The 14,305-nt window shown below is 71.6% G+C and carries 16 protein-coding genes, 1 pseudogene and 1 riboswitch; of the genes and pseudogenes, 6 read left to right on the top strand and 11 right to left on the bottom strand.

All coding sequences use genetic code 11. The annotated features are described in order from the left end of the window. From HTV45_RS05660 to HTV45_RS05645, 4 genes are read left to right on the top strand one after another with little or no spacing between them, the layout of a single operon-like run. Nucleotides 1-1,182: a GSCFA domain-containing protein gene (locus HTV45_RS05660; protein ID WP_251691397.1), complete on the top strand. Its 1,182-nt coding sequence runs from the start codon at nucleotides 1-3 to the stop codon at nucleotides 1,180-1,182. Continuing rightward, complete coding sequence (locus tag HTV45_RS05655) at nucleotides 1,127-1,822, top strand: hypothetical protein (protein ID WP_215204499.1); 696 nt, start codon at nucleotides 1,127-1,129, stop codon at nucleotides 1,820-1,822. The genes HTV45_RS05660 and HTV45_RS05655 overlap by 56 nt, the downstream gene beginning before the upstream one ends. A gap of 60 nt (nucleotides 1,823-1,882) precedes the next feature. Further along, on the top strand, nucleotides 1,883-2,761 hold the full coding sequence (locus HTV45_RS05650) for a TauD/TfdA family dioxygenase (RefSeq protein WP_215204498.1): 879 nt from the start codon (nucleotides 1,883-1,885) through the stop codon (nucleotides 2,759-2,761). 49 nt (nucleotides 2,762-2,810) lie between these two features. Next, a complete protein-coding gene (locus tag HTV45_RS05645; protein ID WP_215204497.1) occupies nucleotides 2,811-3,602 on the top strand; it encodes a hypothetical protein in 792 nt (263 codons plus the stop codon). A 60-nt stretch (nucleotides 3,603-3,662) separates the two neighbouring features. On the opposite strand, the gene HTV45_RS05640 is transcribed toward HTV45_RS05645, so the two are convergent. Further along, nucleotides 3,663-3,899: a hypothetical protein gene (locus HTV45_RS05640; protein ID WP_215204681.1), complete on the bottom strand. Its 237-nt coding sequence runs from the start codon at nucleotides 3,897-3,899 to the stop codon at nucleotides 3,663-3,665. A 91-nt stretch (nucleotides 3,900-3,990) separates the two neighbouring features. On the opposite strand from HTV45_RS05640, the gene HTV45_RS34030 reads away from it, so the two are divergent. Further along, nucleotides 3,991-4,206, top strand: coding sequence for a hypothetical protein (locus HTV45_RS34030; protein ID WP_251691395.1), 216 nt, complete (start codon nucleotides 3,991-3,993; stop codon nucleotides 4,204-4,206). A 117-nt stretch (nucleotides 4,207-4,323) separates the two neighbouring features. Here the strand turns inward: HTV45_RS34030 and HTV45_RS05630 are convergent, their stop codons facing one another. The 5 genes and pseudogenes from HTV45_RS05630 to HTV45_RS34025 all read right to left on the bottom strand — a co-directional run. Next, nucleotides 4,324-5,517 (bottom strand): MBL fold metallo-hydrolase, encoded by a 1,194-nt coding sequence (locus tag HTV45_RS05630; protein ID WP_308309177.1) that lies wholly within the window; start codon nucleotides 5,515-5,517, stop codon nucleotides 4,324-4,326. A gap of 33 nt (nucleotides 5,518-5,550) precedes the next feature. Then, entirely contained in the window at nucleotides 5,551-6,081 is a 531-nt protein-coding gene (locus HTV45_RS05625) for a GNAT family N-acetyltransferase (RefSeq protein WP_215204658.1), read from the bottom strand. A 19-nt stretch (nucleotides 6,082-6,100) separates the two neighbouring features. Continuing rightward, a complete protein-coding gene (locus HTV45_RS05620; RefSeq protein WP_215204657.1) occupies nucleotides 6,101-6,886 on the bottom strand; it encodes an SGNH/GDSL hydrolase family protein in 786 nt (261 codons plus the stop codon). A 203-nt stretch (nucleotides 6,887-7,089) separates the two neighbouring features. Continuing rightward, on the bottom strand, nucleotides 7,090-8,034 hold the full coding sequence (locus HTV45_RS05615; RefSeq protein WP_215204496.1) for a LysM peptidoglycan-binding domain-containing M23 family metallopeptidase: 945 nt from the start codon (nucleotides 8,032-8,034) through the stop codon (nucleotides 7,090-7,092). A 4-nt stretch (nucleotides 8,035-8,038) separates the two neighbouring features. Beyond that, nucleotides 8,039-8,238, bottom strand: a riboswitch (cyclic di-AMP (ydaO/yuaA leader). Nucleotides 8,239-8,459: 221 nt separating this feature from the next. Further along, a pseudogene (locus HTV45_RS34025) lies at nucleotides 8,460-8,723 on the bottom strand (hypothetical protein); the annotation flags it as partial. A gap of 342 nt (nucleotides 8,724-9,065) precedes the next feature. On the opposite strand from HTV45_RS34025, the gene HTV45_RS05610 reads away from it, so the two are divergent. Continuing rightward, a complete protein-coding gene (locus HTV45_RS05610; RefSeq protein ID WP_215204495.1) occupies nucleotides 9,066-9,863 on the top strand; it encodes a tyrosine-protein phosphatase in 798 nt (265 codons plus the stop codon). A gap of 36 nt (nucleotides 9,864-9,899) precedes the next feature. Here the strand turns inward: HTV45_RS05610 and HTV45_RS05605 are convergent, their stop codons facing one another. From HTV45_RS05605 to HTV45_RS05585, 5 genes are all read right to left on the bottom strand, one after another. Beyond that, a complete protein-coding gene (locus HTV45_RS05605) occupies nucleotides 9,900-10,028 on the bottom strand; it encodes a DUF6126 family protein (RefSeq protein ID WP_215204494.1) in 129 nt (42 codons plus the stop codon). Then, a complete protein-coding gene (locus HTV45_RS05600; protein WP_215204493.1) occupies nucleotides 10,025-10,648 on the bottom strand; it encodes a helix-turn-helix domain-containing protein in 624 nt (207 codons plus the stop codon). The genes HTV45_RS05605 and HTV45_RS05600 overlap by 4 nt, the downstream gene beginning before the upstream one ends. 68 nt (nucleotides 10,649-10,716) lie before the next feature. Then, nucleotides 10,717-12,132, bottom strand: a complete 1,416-nt coding sequence (locus tag HTV45_RS05595; protein WP_215204492.1) for an aspartate aminotransferase family protein — start codon at nucleotides 12,130-12,132, stop codon at nucleotides 10,717-10,719. Next, a complete protein-coding gene (gene dxs, locus HTV45_RS05590) occupies nucleotides 12,129-14,069 on the bottom strand; it encodes a 1-deoxy-D-xylulose-5-phosphate synthase (protein WP_215204491.1) in 1,941 nt (646 codons plus the stop codon). The genes HTV45_RS05595 and dxs overlap by 4 nt, the downstream gene beginning before the upstream one ends. Before the next feature lie 31 nt (nucleotides 14,070-14,100). Continuing rightward, nucleotides 14,101-14,305, bottom strand: a 205-nt coding sequence (locus tag HTV45_RS05585) for a flavodoxin-dependent (E)-4-hydroxy-3-methylbut-2-enyl-diphosphate synthase (protein ID WP_215204490.1), incomplete at its 5' end; no start/stop codon positions are given.

Below are 14,305 nucleotides of genomic sequence, written 5' to 3'. Positions count from 1 at the left end.
ATGGCACCACACCCTTATACGAGCCTGCCGGAGCGCTCCTTCTGGCGCGGCGCGGTCGCCGAACGGGACCCGCTGGACATCGCTGACCTGTGGACGCCGAAGTGGCCCATCGGGCAGGACGCGCCCGTCATCACCGCAGGGTCCTGCTTCGCCGCCCACATCGGAAGCGCCCTGCTGGAGGAGGGCATGCACTGGTACGACGCGGAGCCGCCGCCCCCGGGACTGACCGCCGAGCAGCGGTCGGCCCGCGGCTACCGCCGGTTCTCCTTCCGCACGGGGAACATCTACACCGCCGCCGCGCTGCGCCAGTGGATCGCCTGGGCACTGGGCTTCCGCATACCCCCAGGGGAGGTCTGGGAGGAGGACGGGCGCTTCTACGACCCGTACCGGCCCACGGTGGAGCCGGAGGGGTTCGCCTCGCCCGGTGAGCTGCTGCGCTCCCGCGAGGTCACCCTCGCCGCGCTGCGCACCGCGCTGGCCGAGGCGGAGGTCTTCGTCTTCACCCTCGGCCTGACCGAGGCGTGGCACGACACGGAGCGGGACACCGTGCTGCCGATGTGCCCCGGGACCGTCCGCGGTTCCTTCGACGCCGGCCGGTACGTCCTGCGCAACCACACGGTCTCGCAGGTGCACGAGGACCTCACGGAGGCACTGGCCATGGCCCGGGGCGTCAACCCCGGTCTGCGGACGGTCCTCACGGTCTCTCCTGTGCCGCTGACGGCCACCGCCACCGGACGGCACGCCTTGGTCGCGACCACCTTCTCGAAGTCGGTGCTGCGGGCGGCGGCCGGGCAGCTCGCGGACGAGGACGACCGCGTCGACTACTTCCCGTCGTACGAGATCGTCACGGGACTGCCGGGGTTCCCGGTTCTCCCGGCCCCTTCGGGTGACCGGGACCCGTCGGGTGCCTCGGGTGCCTCGGGTGCCTCGGGTGCCTCGGGTACCTCGGGTGTGCCGGCTTCCGGGGGCCGGCGGGGCTTCTTCGAGGCCAACCTGCGCACCGTCCGTCCCGAGGGCGTGGCCTTCGTGATGGGGCACTTCTTCCGGGCCCTGCGGGGCGAACCGGCCCGCACACCGCACACTCCCCCGCAGCCGCCGCCCACCGCCGGCGGAGAGGACCGCTCCTGTGACGACGCCCTGCTCGACTACTACGGCCCCCGCCCGGTTCCTCCTGCTCGGTGACTCCCACGCGGCCTGCATCGGTCAGGCCGCGCGGGCCGCCGGACTGCCCTTCGCGGGCGGGCCGGTCGGTTCGGGCCGGGAATTCCTGGGCCCCTTCTTCGACACCGACGGCACCGAAATCCGCTTCCGCGCGTCTGAAGGGCAGCGGCTCTACCGGGAGTTCCTCGACGCCCTGGACGCCGGGGGGCTCGCCGGGCTGCCGGTGCCGCTGGTGTGCACCTTCGGGTTGAGCGCCCACACGGTGGCCGTCCGGCAGAACTGGGACGTCCACCGCGACCGCCGCGGCGACTTCCCGGAGTCCTTCCTGCGCAGCGCGTACTTCTCGGCCCTGGTGCAGGCCGTGATCCGCGGCGCGCTCGCCTTCTACGACCACACGGCCGCGCTCGGTCTGCGGGTGGTGGCGGTCATGCCGCCGCAGCGCGTCCCCGACATGTCGGACGCACGGGTGTTCCACGCCGCGCAGGACGTCATCCGCGACGAGGTCGCCGCGCGCGGCGTCGAGATCGTCGACCTGCGCGCCCGGGTGACCGATCGCTCAGGAGAGCAACGCCCCGCCTTCTGCCTGCCGAACGACACGATCCACGGCAACCTCGCCTTCGGCCGCCTCGTGGTCGCCGAACTCCTCGACCGGGGACTGTGATCCGCCCGCCCTCATCCGTTCCAGTCCTCTCCCCCACCCCGTCCCAACCCGGAGGTCCCCATGGAGCAGTACGCCCTTCAGGCCGTCGAACGCCTGACCACCCGGCCCGTCGAGCCGTACGAGACCCTCTCGGTCAGCCCTCTCACCCCGCTGCTGGGAGCGGAGGTCTCGGGCCTCGACCTGTCGCAGGAGTTGACGCCCCAGCAGGAAAAGGAGGTCAAGCACGCCTTCCAGTCCCACCACGTCCTGGTCTTCCGTGACCAGGACCTCACCCCCGAGCAGCACAAGCGGTTCGCGGGCGTCTTCGGTGAACTGCACCCGGTCGCCCTCCCCGTGGAGGGTTCCGACCCGTACGTCCTGGAGATCAGCGCGGACAAGAACTCCCGGGCCGTGGCCGGCAACGGCTGGCATTCCGACGGTACGGCGGACCCGGTACCCTCCCTCGGGTCCTTGCTGTACCTCACGACCATTCCCGAGGGGGGCAGCGGCGGCGACACCCTGTTCGCCAACATGCACCTCGCCTACGAGCTGCTCTCCCCCGCGATGAAGGAGTTCCTCGGCGGACTGACCGCCCTGCACGACGGCGCCCTGCCGTGGACCGGCGCCGGGCAGACCCCTCCGGCCGAGTACGACGTGCCGCGCACCGAGCACCCCGTCGTCGTCCGGCACCCGGAGACCGACCGTGAGCTGCTCTTCGTGAACGCCCCCTACACCTCGCACATCACCCAGCTCTCCCGCGCCGAGAGCGACACCCTGCTGGGCATGCTGTACGCGCACGTGGCCCGCACCCCGCTGCTGCAGTGCCGCGTGCGGTGGCAGCCGCGCACTCTGGTGGTCTGGGACAACCGCAGCGTGCAGCACCACGCCGTGTGGGACTACTTCCCCCTCACGCGGCTCGGCCGCCGGATCGCCGTCGAGGGCACGCCCCTGCACCGCTGATCCATTCCGCGCGCATCATCGATCCCCGGGGACAGAAGGGCGGTACCGCATGACTTCCACGACCGACGGGGCGGCGGGGTTCCTGGCCGCGCTGAGGTCACCGGACGCCGAGGCCAGGTCCGTGTCCGGCCCGGCATCTCCCGTGGAACTGTGGCCTGTTGCGACCGCCCTCCACGACGAGTTGCCGGCCGACGTCCGCGACGGCTGGGCCCTTCGTCTGTACGCGCTTCTCCAGGAGCGGTACGGGGAGGACGCGGTCACCGATCCGTCGGTGGGCTCCGGCCTGTCGGTGGTCCACGTCTGGCACCGCCACACGGTCCTGCCCCTCGTCGCCGAGACGGTGCCCGGCGCGGAGGCGGTGCCGTTCTCCCCACTCGCCCGTCTGCACACCGGGGCGACCGCGGAGCGTCCGGCCGCACCGGACGCCTGGCGGACCGCGCTGTATCCGGTCCTGCTCCACCTCCACGCCGCCGCGTACGACCGGACGACCGCCTATGCCGAGGCCCACGCGGGGGCCCGCGGCTACGCGCTGTCCCAGGGCCGGTCCCCGGCCGAGGCCGACGCCTACGGTCACGAGTACGCCGAGCTGAGCTGCACCGCCAACGCGCGCGCCTTCGCCGAGGCACACGCGCTGGCCCTGAGCGACGCGCTGGCGCTCGCCTACGCCGCCGACGACCGCGGGGCCTACGCGGACACCTTTCCCGGTTCCCACGTACGAGCGGTGGTCCGTGCCTGCGAACAGGCCGGGCCGGACGCACCGGCCGCCGGGAATCCGGCCGCGCGTCTGTCCAAGGGGTTCCTCACTGCATTGATCGGGGCGCGACCGCTCCGGAGCCGGTGATCGCGCGGTCGCTGGGGCCCTGGAGCCATCGGCGGGCGGGTCGGCCGCAGGCAACCTCGGTCAGCCTTCGACGCGTCCGGAACGGCCGAGGACGAGGGTCACGATCCGCCGCCGGTCCAGCGGCGGTTCCGGCGGCGCGGCGCCCTGCCCGTCCCGGGGCGCCAGGACGCACAGGGCACGCGGCCGGACGGTGCGGACTACGGGTGTGGGCAGCTTCAGGGCCTCGCCGTCGACGGCCACCGGGATGGCCGCGGCGGCGGTGACCTCGACCCTGCGCGACGTCAGAGGGGTCAGCACCAATGAGAGCGAGCCCCTCACGGCGATCGGCGCCCGCGGGCACGGCGCGTCGGTCAAGCCCCACGACCCGGCCGCCTATGGTGAGGCCAGGATGTCGCGGGACCTGTCGGCCGTGCTCGATCACCTCGGCGAGGAAGAGGTCGGCCTGGTCGGCTACTCGATGAGGACGGTCGTCGCCCTGCTCACCGCGGTCCGTGACCGGCGGGTGCGCCGCCTCGTCGTCGGCGGGGCCGGGGTGGTGGAGCGGCGGCCTGGACTCCCGGGTGCTCCAGGGCCCGGCGCTCCGGCACGCGCTGCGCACCGGTGATCCCTCGTAGCTCACCGACCTGACCGCGGCCAGTCACCAGCAGTAGACGATCCAGCTCACCAGCCGGAAGACGCTCCAGCATCCGGACCATCTCCCCCAGCTCGTCCCCGACCGACGTCACCGCTCACCGGCGAGATCGAGATCACCCCTGCTCGTGTCAGCCACGGCCTCACCACTCCGCGGCCGCCGCCACGGGCGCGCGATCGGACCGGAGACCGCCCGCCACCACGCCTCCACCGGCAGCCTCCCCGCCGGCTCGAACGGCTCACCCGGCCGCGGGAACGCCACCGCCTGGACGGTCTCCTCGGCCGCGTCCTTCATCCACTCCCCCGGCTCCGCCCACGCGTGCGGCGCCAGGTTGAACGTGCCCCAGTGGATCGGCAGCAGCACACCGGCCGCCGCGCCGCCCTGGAGATCGAGATGCGCCCGCACCCCTTCCTCGGGCGTCATGTGGATGTCCGGCCAGAAGTCCGAGTACGCGCCGACCTGGATCATCGTCGCGTCGAACGGGCCGTGGGCGGCGCCGATGTCCTGGAAGCCGTCGAAGTAGCCGGTGTCACCACTGTGGTAGACGCGGTGTTCCTCACCGGCCACCACCCACGAGGCCCAGAGGGTGTGCTGGGTGTTGCGCAGTCCGCGGCCGCAGAAGTGCCGGGCCGGCGTGGCGGTGAGGGTGAGGCCGCCCACCTTCGCCGTCTCGTGCCAGTCCAGCTCGCGCAGCCGGTCCGCGGACACGCCCCAGTGCTCCAGGTGCGCCCCCACCCCGAGGGGCACGGCGAAGAGGGTGTCCGTGCCGGCCAGTTCCTTGATGGTGGGCAGGTCCAGGTGGTCGTAGTGGTCGTGGGAGATGACGACGGCGTCGACCGGGCCGAGCGCCGCCAGCGGAAGCGGCGCCGGGTGCAGCCTCTTGGGTCCGGCGAAGGGGAAGGGCGAGCAGCGCTCGCCCCAGACGGGATCGAAGAGGATCCGGTGCCCGTCGATCTCCGCGAGGACGCCGGAGTGGCCCATCCAGGTCAGGCGCAGGCCCGTGGCGGGAGGGCCGGAGAGGTCGGCGAGGGTGGTGGGGTGCACCGGGATGTCGCCCTTCGGAGCGCGGCGGGTCCGGCCTTCCTTGTCGAAGTAGGCCTTCGCCAGGGCCCGGGCCGAGCCCGAGGGGCGGGTGCGGGCGGTGCCGCCCGGGTTCTGGAAGACGCCGTCCGCGAAGTGCGGGGATCTGCGGATACGGGCCATGCGCTCACCGCTCGGGTCCGCGCCGAACGCCTCGGGACGCAGGGCGCGGAGCGCAGGGCTCCGGAAAGCGGGACCGGCCACGGTACCTCCATATGGAATCGTCCAGACATTCCATTATGTGCGCCGGTCTCCCACCGCGGCGGCGGTTACGGCCGGGAACCCGGAGACTTGCCGGTGACCGGGGGACGGCAGGGAAGCGGGAGACGGCGGGCGCACCACGAACACGTCCACCGGACTCCGGGTCTCCACGGTGAATCCGTGCCGTTCGTACAGCCGCCGGACCGGGCTGCCGCGCAGCACGTTCAGCCGCACGACGCCGCCGTCGCGGTCGCACCGCTCCAGGAGTGCGCCCAGCACGCCGGAACCGATGCCGCCGCCCTGATGGTCCGGGGCGAGGTAGAAGCGCTCCAGCCAGTGGCAGTCCCCGGCGGGGCGCAGGGCCACGCAGCCGGCGAAGGCGCCCGCCACCTCGATCACCCAGGTGTGGCCGGGGTCGAAACCGTCACGCAGCCGCTGCCGTACCCGGCGGGCGTCGTACCGCCCGAGCCGTTCCGGATCCGGGCGCAGCACCACCGCGCGCAGCTCGGCCACCGCCTCGGCGTCCGTACGCGCCGCCGGCCTCAGGTTCCACTCCCCCGTGATCACCACGCTACCGCGCGGAACCTCACGCCACGGAGGCGATCCGTACCTTGATGTCGTCCGGCGACAGCGTGCCCTTCGCGATCACGTGGTCGCCGGAGGACTCGCCGCGCAGCCGGCGGCCGATCCACGGCACCAGGTACTCACGGGCCCACTGCACGTCGTCCCGGCGGACCTCGAGGGCGCCGCGGGGCGGCAGGGGCGGCCAGGGCTGCTCCGGGTCGGCGGGGACCTCCAGGCCGAGGGCCAGTCCGGCGCGGAGCGCCACCCGTGTGTGCCCCTCGGGCGACAGGTGCAGCCGGTCGGTGTCCCAGGCCCTGCGGTCCTGGACGCTCCGGAGGGACCACAGGTCGAGCACCGGGCAGCCGTAGCGGTCGGCGACGGCCCGCACATGCCCGTTGTAGGTGGCGATCTTGCCACGCAGATGCCTGAGGAGGGGCACGCCGCGGGTGTCGAACCCGGTCGTCACCAGCACGGTGCCGGACACGGCCGCGAGCGCGGCGATCGCCCGCTCGAAACGCGCCGCCACTTCGTCCGGGTCGCTGCCCGGACGGAGGATGTCATTTCCGCCCGCGCAGAACGAGACCAGATCGGGGGCGAGTTCCACCGCCCTGGGGAGCTGGTCCGCCATGATCTGGTCCAACAGCTTTCCGCGCACGGCGAGGTTGGAGTACTCGAAATCGCCTTCGGGCCGTCGGTCGGCGAGAAGCACGGCGAGCCGGTCGGCCCAGCCGACGAACGCACCCTCGGGGCCGGGGTCGCCGACGCCCTCGGTGAAGCTGTCCCCCACCGCCACGTACGACCCGATCACTTTTCTGCTGTCACTCTTCGAATCGTCTGCCACAGCAGGCCATGATTCACCTTTCGATGTGACCTACGCGACCGTAGGAAAGGGTTGACGCCCGGTGAGATAAACCACTGTCAAAAGGTTCGCTGTTTCGGAATACACCGAAGGCCGAACCCGGGGATCGGGGTCCGGCCTTCGGTGTGCGTGTCAGGAAGGTTCCGCGGATGTCAGAGGGAGACGCCCTTCGAGCGGAGGTAGGAAACCGGGTCCACGTCCGAGCCGTAGTTCGGGCTGGTGCGGATCTCGAAGTGCAGGTGCGGTCCGGTCGAGTTGCCGGTCGAGCCGGAGAGGCCGACCTGCTGGCCGCCGGTCACGCTCTGGCCGGCCGAGACGGACAGCGAGGACAGGTGGGCGTACTGGGCGTAGTGACCGTCGGCGAGCTGGATGACGACCTGGTTGCCGTACGCGCCGGCCCAGCCCGCGGAGACGACCGTGCCGGAGCCGACGGCCTTCAGGGGGGTGCCGGTCGGGACGCTGAAGTCGACACCGGTGTGGTAGCCACTGGACCACATGCTGCCGGCCACCTTGTAGGCGGTGCCGACACCGCCGCCGGGCACCGGGGAGCTGAAGCCGGACGCGGACTGGTTCGCCGTCGTCCGGGTGGAGGCCGCCGGGGCGGACTGCTCGGACGACTGCTGCGCCGGCTTCTCGGCGGGCTTCTCGGCCTTCGGCGCGGCGGGCTTGGGCGTCGCGGGCTTCGGCGTCGCGGGCGCGGCGGGCTTCTTCGGCGCGGCCGGGGCGGCCTTGCCGTCGACGGAGAGCTTCAGACCGGGGTGGATCAGGGCCGGGTCGTCGCCGACGGCCTCGCGGTTGTCCGCGTAGAGCTGCTTCCAGCCACCGTCGACCTGCTCCGCCTCGGCGATCTTCGCGAGGTAGTCGCCGGCCTTCACGGTGTAGGTGCGGGCCTCGCCGCCCTTGTCGGCCGTGGCCTGGTGGCCGGCCACGGAGAGCGACTGGACGGACTTCTCGGGAGCCGTCTGCGGCGTGGCGGCGTTCGCGCCGGTGGCACCGAGAAGCGGCAGGGCGAGTGCGGCGCCGCCGGTTCCGGCGACGGCGATGGAACGGGTGAAACGCTGAGCCTTGGTACGGCGGTGCTTACCCTTCGCGGGCATGACGCATTCCTGTCTCCGGCGCCTACGAGGTGAGCTGTCGGGTTCGGGCTGGAGATGCCCGGCCGCGATTTCGCGCGACTTAACCCCTGAGCCGTTCCGGAGACCGGAACAGGCAGTCGTACCTGTGGGTCCCCCGCTCCTGCCGTACACGGGTGGGTATGTGTGCGGGCTCCGGACGGCGGCAGGATTAGGCGTCCGTCCGGATCGGTTGGGAACGTAAGCGACCCGGACGCGACGGGACAAGCGGAGGTTCCCCGCGAACGTGGTTCTTCCGTGATCCACAAGGGGAATTGACGTCACCGAGCGTGGACGGTGACGACGGCTCCCCCCGAATTCCCTTGCCGCACCGTTAAATTACGTGAGCATGGCGACAACACATCGTCACTGATATGACGATGCTCACGCACCCCTCCTCATCCCCTGCCCTATCGGCGCATGTTGGAGCGAAACTCCCTAATCGGGCAGATCGCTCCATTCAGGTCGATCACAGGCGCCGCGCCCGGAGCGCCGCGACATCCGGACCTCCCTCGCGGACCGGTGCTCGATTTGTGACGCAAGAGCGCGACCCCTCGGCACGTTTCGCCCGTTTCGCGGCATTCGCGCATGGGCGTCGGGTCGGGACCGCTCAGCCGGAGGGCCGGAACGGGTTCCCCGACGTACTGCGCCTGGAGGCAGGCGAGGACGACGGTGTGCCCTCCGGAGGGCACAGCCGCGGACCTCGCCGCGCTCCTCGGTCGCGTCGGTTCCGAGGGCGGCCCGGGGCAGGTACTGGTGTCCGGTCTGGCCTCGGCACGCGGTGCGTGACCGGCGGCCGGCCCCGGCAGAAGCCGTGTACGACCGCCCTCGGAGGCTTGCGTCACCGAGCCCCGGTGGCCCCGGACAGACGCGACCGGACACCAGCACCGTCAGGTGCACGGGGCGGGCCGGACAATGCCTGTGGACAACTCATTGCCCCAGGCAGGCATGTCGTATCGTCGAGTGGTGCCCGTCGGCGAGCCGCGGCGGCGGCGCCGAGTGGGAGGAGTTCTTCCGTGACGCAGCAGATCCCGTCGACCGAACCCGAGCTGACCGGAGTGCGCAACTTCCGCGACGTGGGCGGACTGCCGACCGTGGACGGACGGCGGGTGCGGCACGGGGTGCTGTTCCGCAGCGGTCACCTCGCCCACGCGACCGCGCAGGACGCCGTCTTCCTGTCCTCCCTCGGGCTGCACACGGTCTTCGACTTCCGTAACGCGGCCGACCAGAAGCTGGAGGGGGCGGACATCGAGCTGCCGGGCGTGCGCAATGTGAACCTGCCGCTCAGTGACCCGGCCGACGGCGCCGAGTTCTGGAAGATGGTCCGCGACGGCGACCTGGACCAGCTGCGCTCGATCCTCGCGGACGGCAAGGGCGCGGACCGGATGATCAGCTCCTACCGCATGATCATCAAGGAGCGCACCGCGGAGCACACCCGGGTGGTGCACTCGCTCGTCGAGGACAGCGTCCCCGCGCTGATGCACTGCGCGGCGGGCAAGGACCGTGCGGGACTGTCGGTGGCGGTGACCCTGCTCGCCCTGGGCGTCGAACGGGACGCGATCGTCGACGACTACCTGAAGTCCAGCGCCAAGCACCGCCGCTACAAGGTGCACCGCAGCGGCAGCTCCGCCTCGGCCTACTCCCCCGAGGTCATGGAGCTGCTCGACCCCCTGTTCGACGCGCGGACGGAGTATCTGGCAGCCGCTTTCGAGACCATCGAGGAGACGTGGGGCGGCGTGGACCCGTATCTGGAGCAGGGTCTCGGCCTCACCCCGGGGGCCCGGGAGCGGCTGCGCGAGCGCATGCTCGACTGAGGCCGGAGGGGTCCGGTGTCCGTCCTCGCCGGACCCCTACTTCTTGGGGGCCACCTCGAACAGGAAGTAGATGAAGGCCGCGAGGACGTGCCCCACCACCACGTAGATGAACAGCCGCACCCACATGGCGCGGGGCAGCTTCTCCTCCATGTCCCTGCCGGTCATGTCGTGCCTCCCTGGATCGGGCCCAGGCACAGCGTGGCCGTGGGACTCTGCAGCAGTGTATGGACGAACAGCAGCTCGACCCCGTCGGGGTCCTCGGCGGCGAGACGGTGCGGAGTCAGTGAGTCGAAGTGCGCGCTGTCGCCCGGGGCGAGCCGGTGCACGGTGTCCCCGAGGCGCAGCCGCAGCCGCCCTCTGAGGATGTACAGCCATTCCTCGCCGGGGTGGACGCGCACGACGTCCCCCTGGGACCCGTGCGGCACACGGACCCGCAGGGCCTGCATACCGCGTCCCGGCGCGCCGGCCGGCCAGTAGGTCCATCCGCCCGCCGCCGTGGACTCCGTGTCGGCGGCGCGCACCACGGCGTCCCGCCCGGTGGGGGCCTCGCCGAGCAGCTCGGAGACGGTCGTACCGTAGACGCGGGCGAGGGAGAGCAGCGTCGGCAGTGAGGGCTGACGCTGCCCGGTCTCCAGCCGGGAGAGATGGGCCGGTGACAGACCCGCGTCGCGGGCGGCGGCCTCCAGGGTCAGGGAGGCCCGTCGGCGCAGGGAGCGCAGCTGTGGGGCGACCGCGGGGAGCGCGTCGGCCGGCTCGGACGGCGGCGCGGACTCGGAGGGGCTCATGCCTTCATTGAGCCGGAGATTCGCCCCAGAGGCAATTTTCTTGCCTGTGAGGCACAGTCTCCTGGTGGTCAGCGGTTCGCGACCGCCTGCTTCACCAGTGTTCTGCCGAAGTCCCAGATCAGTCCGCCGTCGTGCGCGTCGTCCATCACGGCGGTGAAGGCGTTCACGAACCGGTCCACGTCCCCTTCGTCGATGATCAGCGGCGGGATCAGTTTGATCACCTCCATGTGGTCTCCGGAGACTTGGGTGAGGATCCGGTGCCTCTGCAGCAGCGGGACGACCACCATCTGCGCGAACAGTCCCTTGCGGGCGGCCTGGAGCATGGCCCAGCGCGAGCGCAGCTTCAGCGACCGGGGGCGGCCGAACTCGATGCCGATCATCAGGCCCCGGCCGCGGACGTCGGCGAGCAGTTCGTACCGGTCGGTCAACGCGGCCAGCCGGCTGCGCAGCAGTTCACCGGTGCTCCGGACATGGGCCACGATCTGCTCGTTCTCCATGACCGACAGCACCGCCAGTCCCGCGGCCATGGCCTGGGCGTTGGCCCCGAAGCTGGCCGAGTGGACCAGCACCCGGTCCATCGACGAGTAGACCTTCCTGAAGATCCAGTCCTTGCCGAGGGTGGCGCCCACCGGCACGTACCCGCCGGAGAGCGCCTTGGCCACGCAGACCAGGTCCGGCTCGACCCCCGGCTCGTGCTGGTAGGCGTAGAAGTCGCCGGTTCTGCCCAGTCCGGTCTGCACCTCGTCGGCGATCAGCAGGGCCTTGTGCCGGTGCAGCAGTTCCTGTGCGGCGCGCAGATAGCCGGGCGGCGCCTCGCGGACGCCCTTGCCCTGGACCGGCTCCACGATCAGCGCGGCCACGTCACCCCCGCGCAGTTCCCGTTCCAGGGCATCGAGGTCCCCCAGCGGTAGGGCTGTGTCCGGCAGCAGCGGGGCGAAGCCCTCCCGGAAGCCGGACTCGCCGTTGACCGACAGGGAACCGGTGGTCAGGCCGTGGAAGGCGTGCTCGCAATACAGGACGCGTGGTCTGCCGGTCACGCAGCGGGCGAACTTGAGGGCGGCTTCGACCGCCTCGGTGCCGCTGTTGCCGAAGAACACCCGGTCCAGGTGGGGGCTGTGCGCGAGCAGCTTCTCGGCCAGCAGGCCGGGCAGTGGCGGGCAGTCGAAGCGGGTGAGGTCGGCGAGCGAGGCGTCCAGGACGTCGTGCAGCGCCTTGCGGACCACGGGGTGGTGGCGGCCGAGCCCCATCACCCCGAATCCGGCGAGCATGTCCAGGTGGTCGTTGCCGTCGGCGTCCCAGAAATGGGCACCCTCGGCGCGTTCGTAGACCCTGTCGAAGCCGATGGTGCGCAGCATGCGCGGGAGCTGGTGGTTGAGGTACCGGGTGTGCAGCTCGTAGCGCTCGCCCCCGCGCTCGGCCAGCAGTGCCCCGAGGTCGAACTCCCCCGTGTGCGACGTGTCCGAGGCGGACTCCGCGGTGGTCATGCCTGTTGCTCCTGTGGGTCCTGTGGGTCCTGTGGGTCCTGTGGGTCCTGTGACTGTGTCGTGAGCACGTCGCCGACGGCGAGGCTCGCACTGATCCGTCCCGCGATCTCGACGGGCGTGAGGCCGATGTCGGCGAGCACCTCGGCGCGTTTGGCGTGCGCGAGGAACTGCTCCGGAATGCCGAACCGCCGTACGGGCACGTCGACGTCGGCGTCGCCCAGTGCCAGCGCCACCGCCGAACCCACCCCGGCCGCGCGGATGTTGTCCTCCACTACAGCCACCATGCGGTGTCCGCCGGCCAGTTCGGGAAGGGCCGGGTCGACCGGCTTGACCCAGCGGGGGTCGACCACGGTGCACCCGACGCCCCGCGCTTCGAGCAGTCCGGCGGCCTGGAGGCAGACCGGTGCCATCACGCCGACGGCCACCAGCAGCACCTCGGGGCTGTCCGACCGGTGCAGTACGTCCATGCCGCCGACCCGGCCCAGCGCCGGGATCGCCGGGCCGGCCGACTCCTTGGGGAACCGCAGCAGCGTGGGCGCGTCGTCGACGGCGACCGCCTCGCGCAGCTGGGCGCGGAGCTGGCCGGCGTCGCGGGGTGCGGCGATCCGCAGACCGGGGACGGCCTGGAGGACGGACAGGTCCCACATGCCGTTGTGCGAGGGCCCGTCGACGCCGGTGACACCGGCCCGGTCCAGGACGAAGGTCACCCCGCAGCGGTGCAGCGCCACGTCCATCAGCAGCTGGTCGAAGGCACGGTTGAGGAAGGTGGCGTAGACGGCGACGACCGGGTGCAGGCCGCCGGTCGCCAGGCCCGCCGCGGAGACGGCCGCGTGCTGTTCGGCGATGCCGACGTCCCAGACCCGGTCCGGGAACCGCTCGGCGAAGGCGCCGAGGCCCACCGGACGCAGCATGGCGGCGGTGATCGCCACGACGTCCTCGCGTTCCTCACCGATCCGGACGATCTCCTCCCCGAACACGGAGGTCCAGGACGGCCCGCCGGAGGGGGCGAGGGGCGCGCAGGTGAGCGGGTCCATCACGCCCACGGTGTGGAAGCGGTCCTCCTCGTGGGCGAGAGCGGGTTCGTAGCCGCGGCCCTTCTCGGTGATGCAGTGGACCAGGACCGGTCCGTGGAACCGTTTGGCGCGGCGCAGTGCGGACTCGACGGCCCTGATGTCATGGCCGTCGACCGGGCCGACGTACTTCAGGCCGAGGTCCTCGAAGAGGCCCTGCGGGGCGAAGGCGTCCTTGAAGCCCTTCTTCGCTCCGTGCAGCGCCTCGTAGACGGCGCGGCCCACCACGGGGGTGCGCTGGAGTACCTCCTTTCCCCAGTCCAGCACGCGTTCGTAGCCGTCGGTGGTGCGCAGGGTGGCGAGATGGCCGGCGAGGCCGCCGATGGTGGGGGCGTAGGAGCGTTCGTTGTCGTTGACGACGACGATCAGCGGCCGGTGCTTGGCCGCGGCGATGTTGTTGAGCGCCTCCCAGGCCATGCCCCCGGTGAGGGCGCCGTCGCCGATCACCGCGACGACATGGCCCTGCTCCCCCCGCACCTGGCGGGCCTTGGCCAGCCCGTCGGCCCAGCCGAGGGCCGTGGAGGCGTGACTGTTCTCGATGACGTCGTGCTCGGACTCCTCCCGCGAGGGGTAGCCGGACAGGCCGCCCTTGCCGCGCAGCTTGGAGAAGTCCTGGCGGCCGGTCAGGAGTTTGTGGACGTAGCTCTGGTGGCCGGTGTCCCACAGGATGCGGTCGACGGGCGACTCGAAGACCCGGTGCAGGGCCACGGTGAGTTCCACCACCCCGAGGTTGGGTCCGAGATGGCCGCCGGTCCTGGCCACCGCGTGCACCAGGAACTCCCGGATCTCGTGGGACAGTTCGCCGAGTTGCGCCTCGGACAGCGCCTTCAGGTCGCGTGGTTGCCGGATGCTCTCCAGAATCGTCACGCTCGGGCCCCCTTCGAAGATTCCGTGCTGTTCAGCTCACGGTGACGGCCGGCTCCCCCGACGCGATGCCGTCCTTCTCCATCTGCTCGGCGATCTTCATCGCCTCCTCGATCAGCGTCTCCACGATCTTCGACTCGGGCACCGTCTTGATGACCTCGCCCTTCACGAAGATCTGCCCCTTGCCGTTGCCGGAAGCGACACCGAGATCCGCCTCACGCGCCTCACCCGGCCCGTTG

The sequence above is a fragment of the Streptomyces sp. CHD11 genome (genome assembly GCF_018638295.1).
Taxonomy (GTDB): domain Bacteria; phylum Actinomycetota; class Actinomycetes; order Streptomycetales; family Streptomycetaceae; genus Streptomyces.
This window is presented reverse-complemented; position numbering and strand designations above follow the sequence as displayed.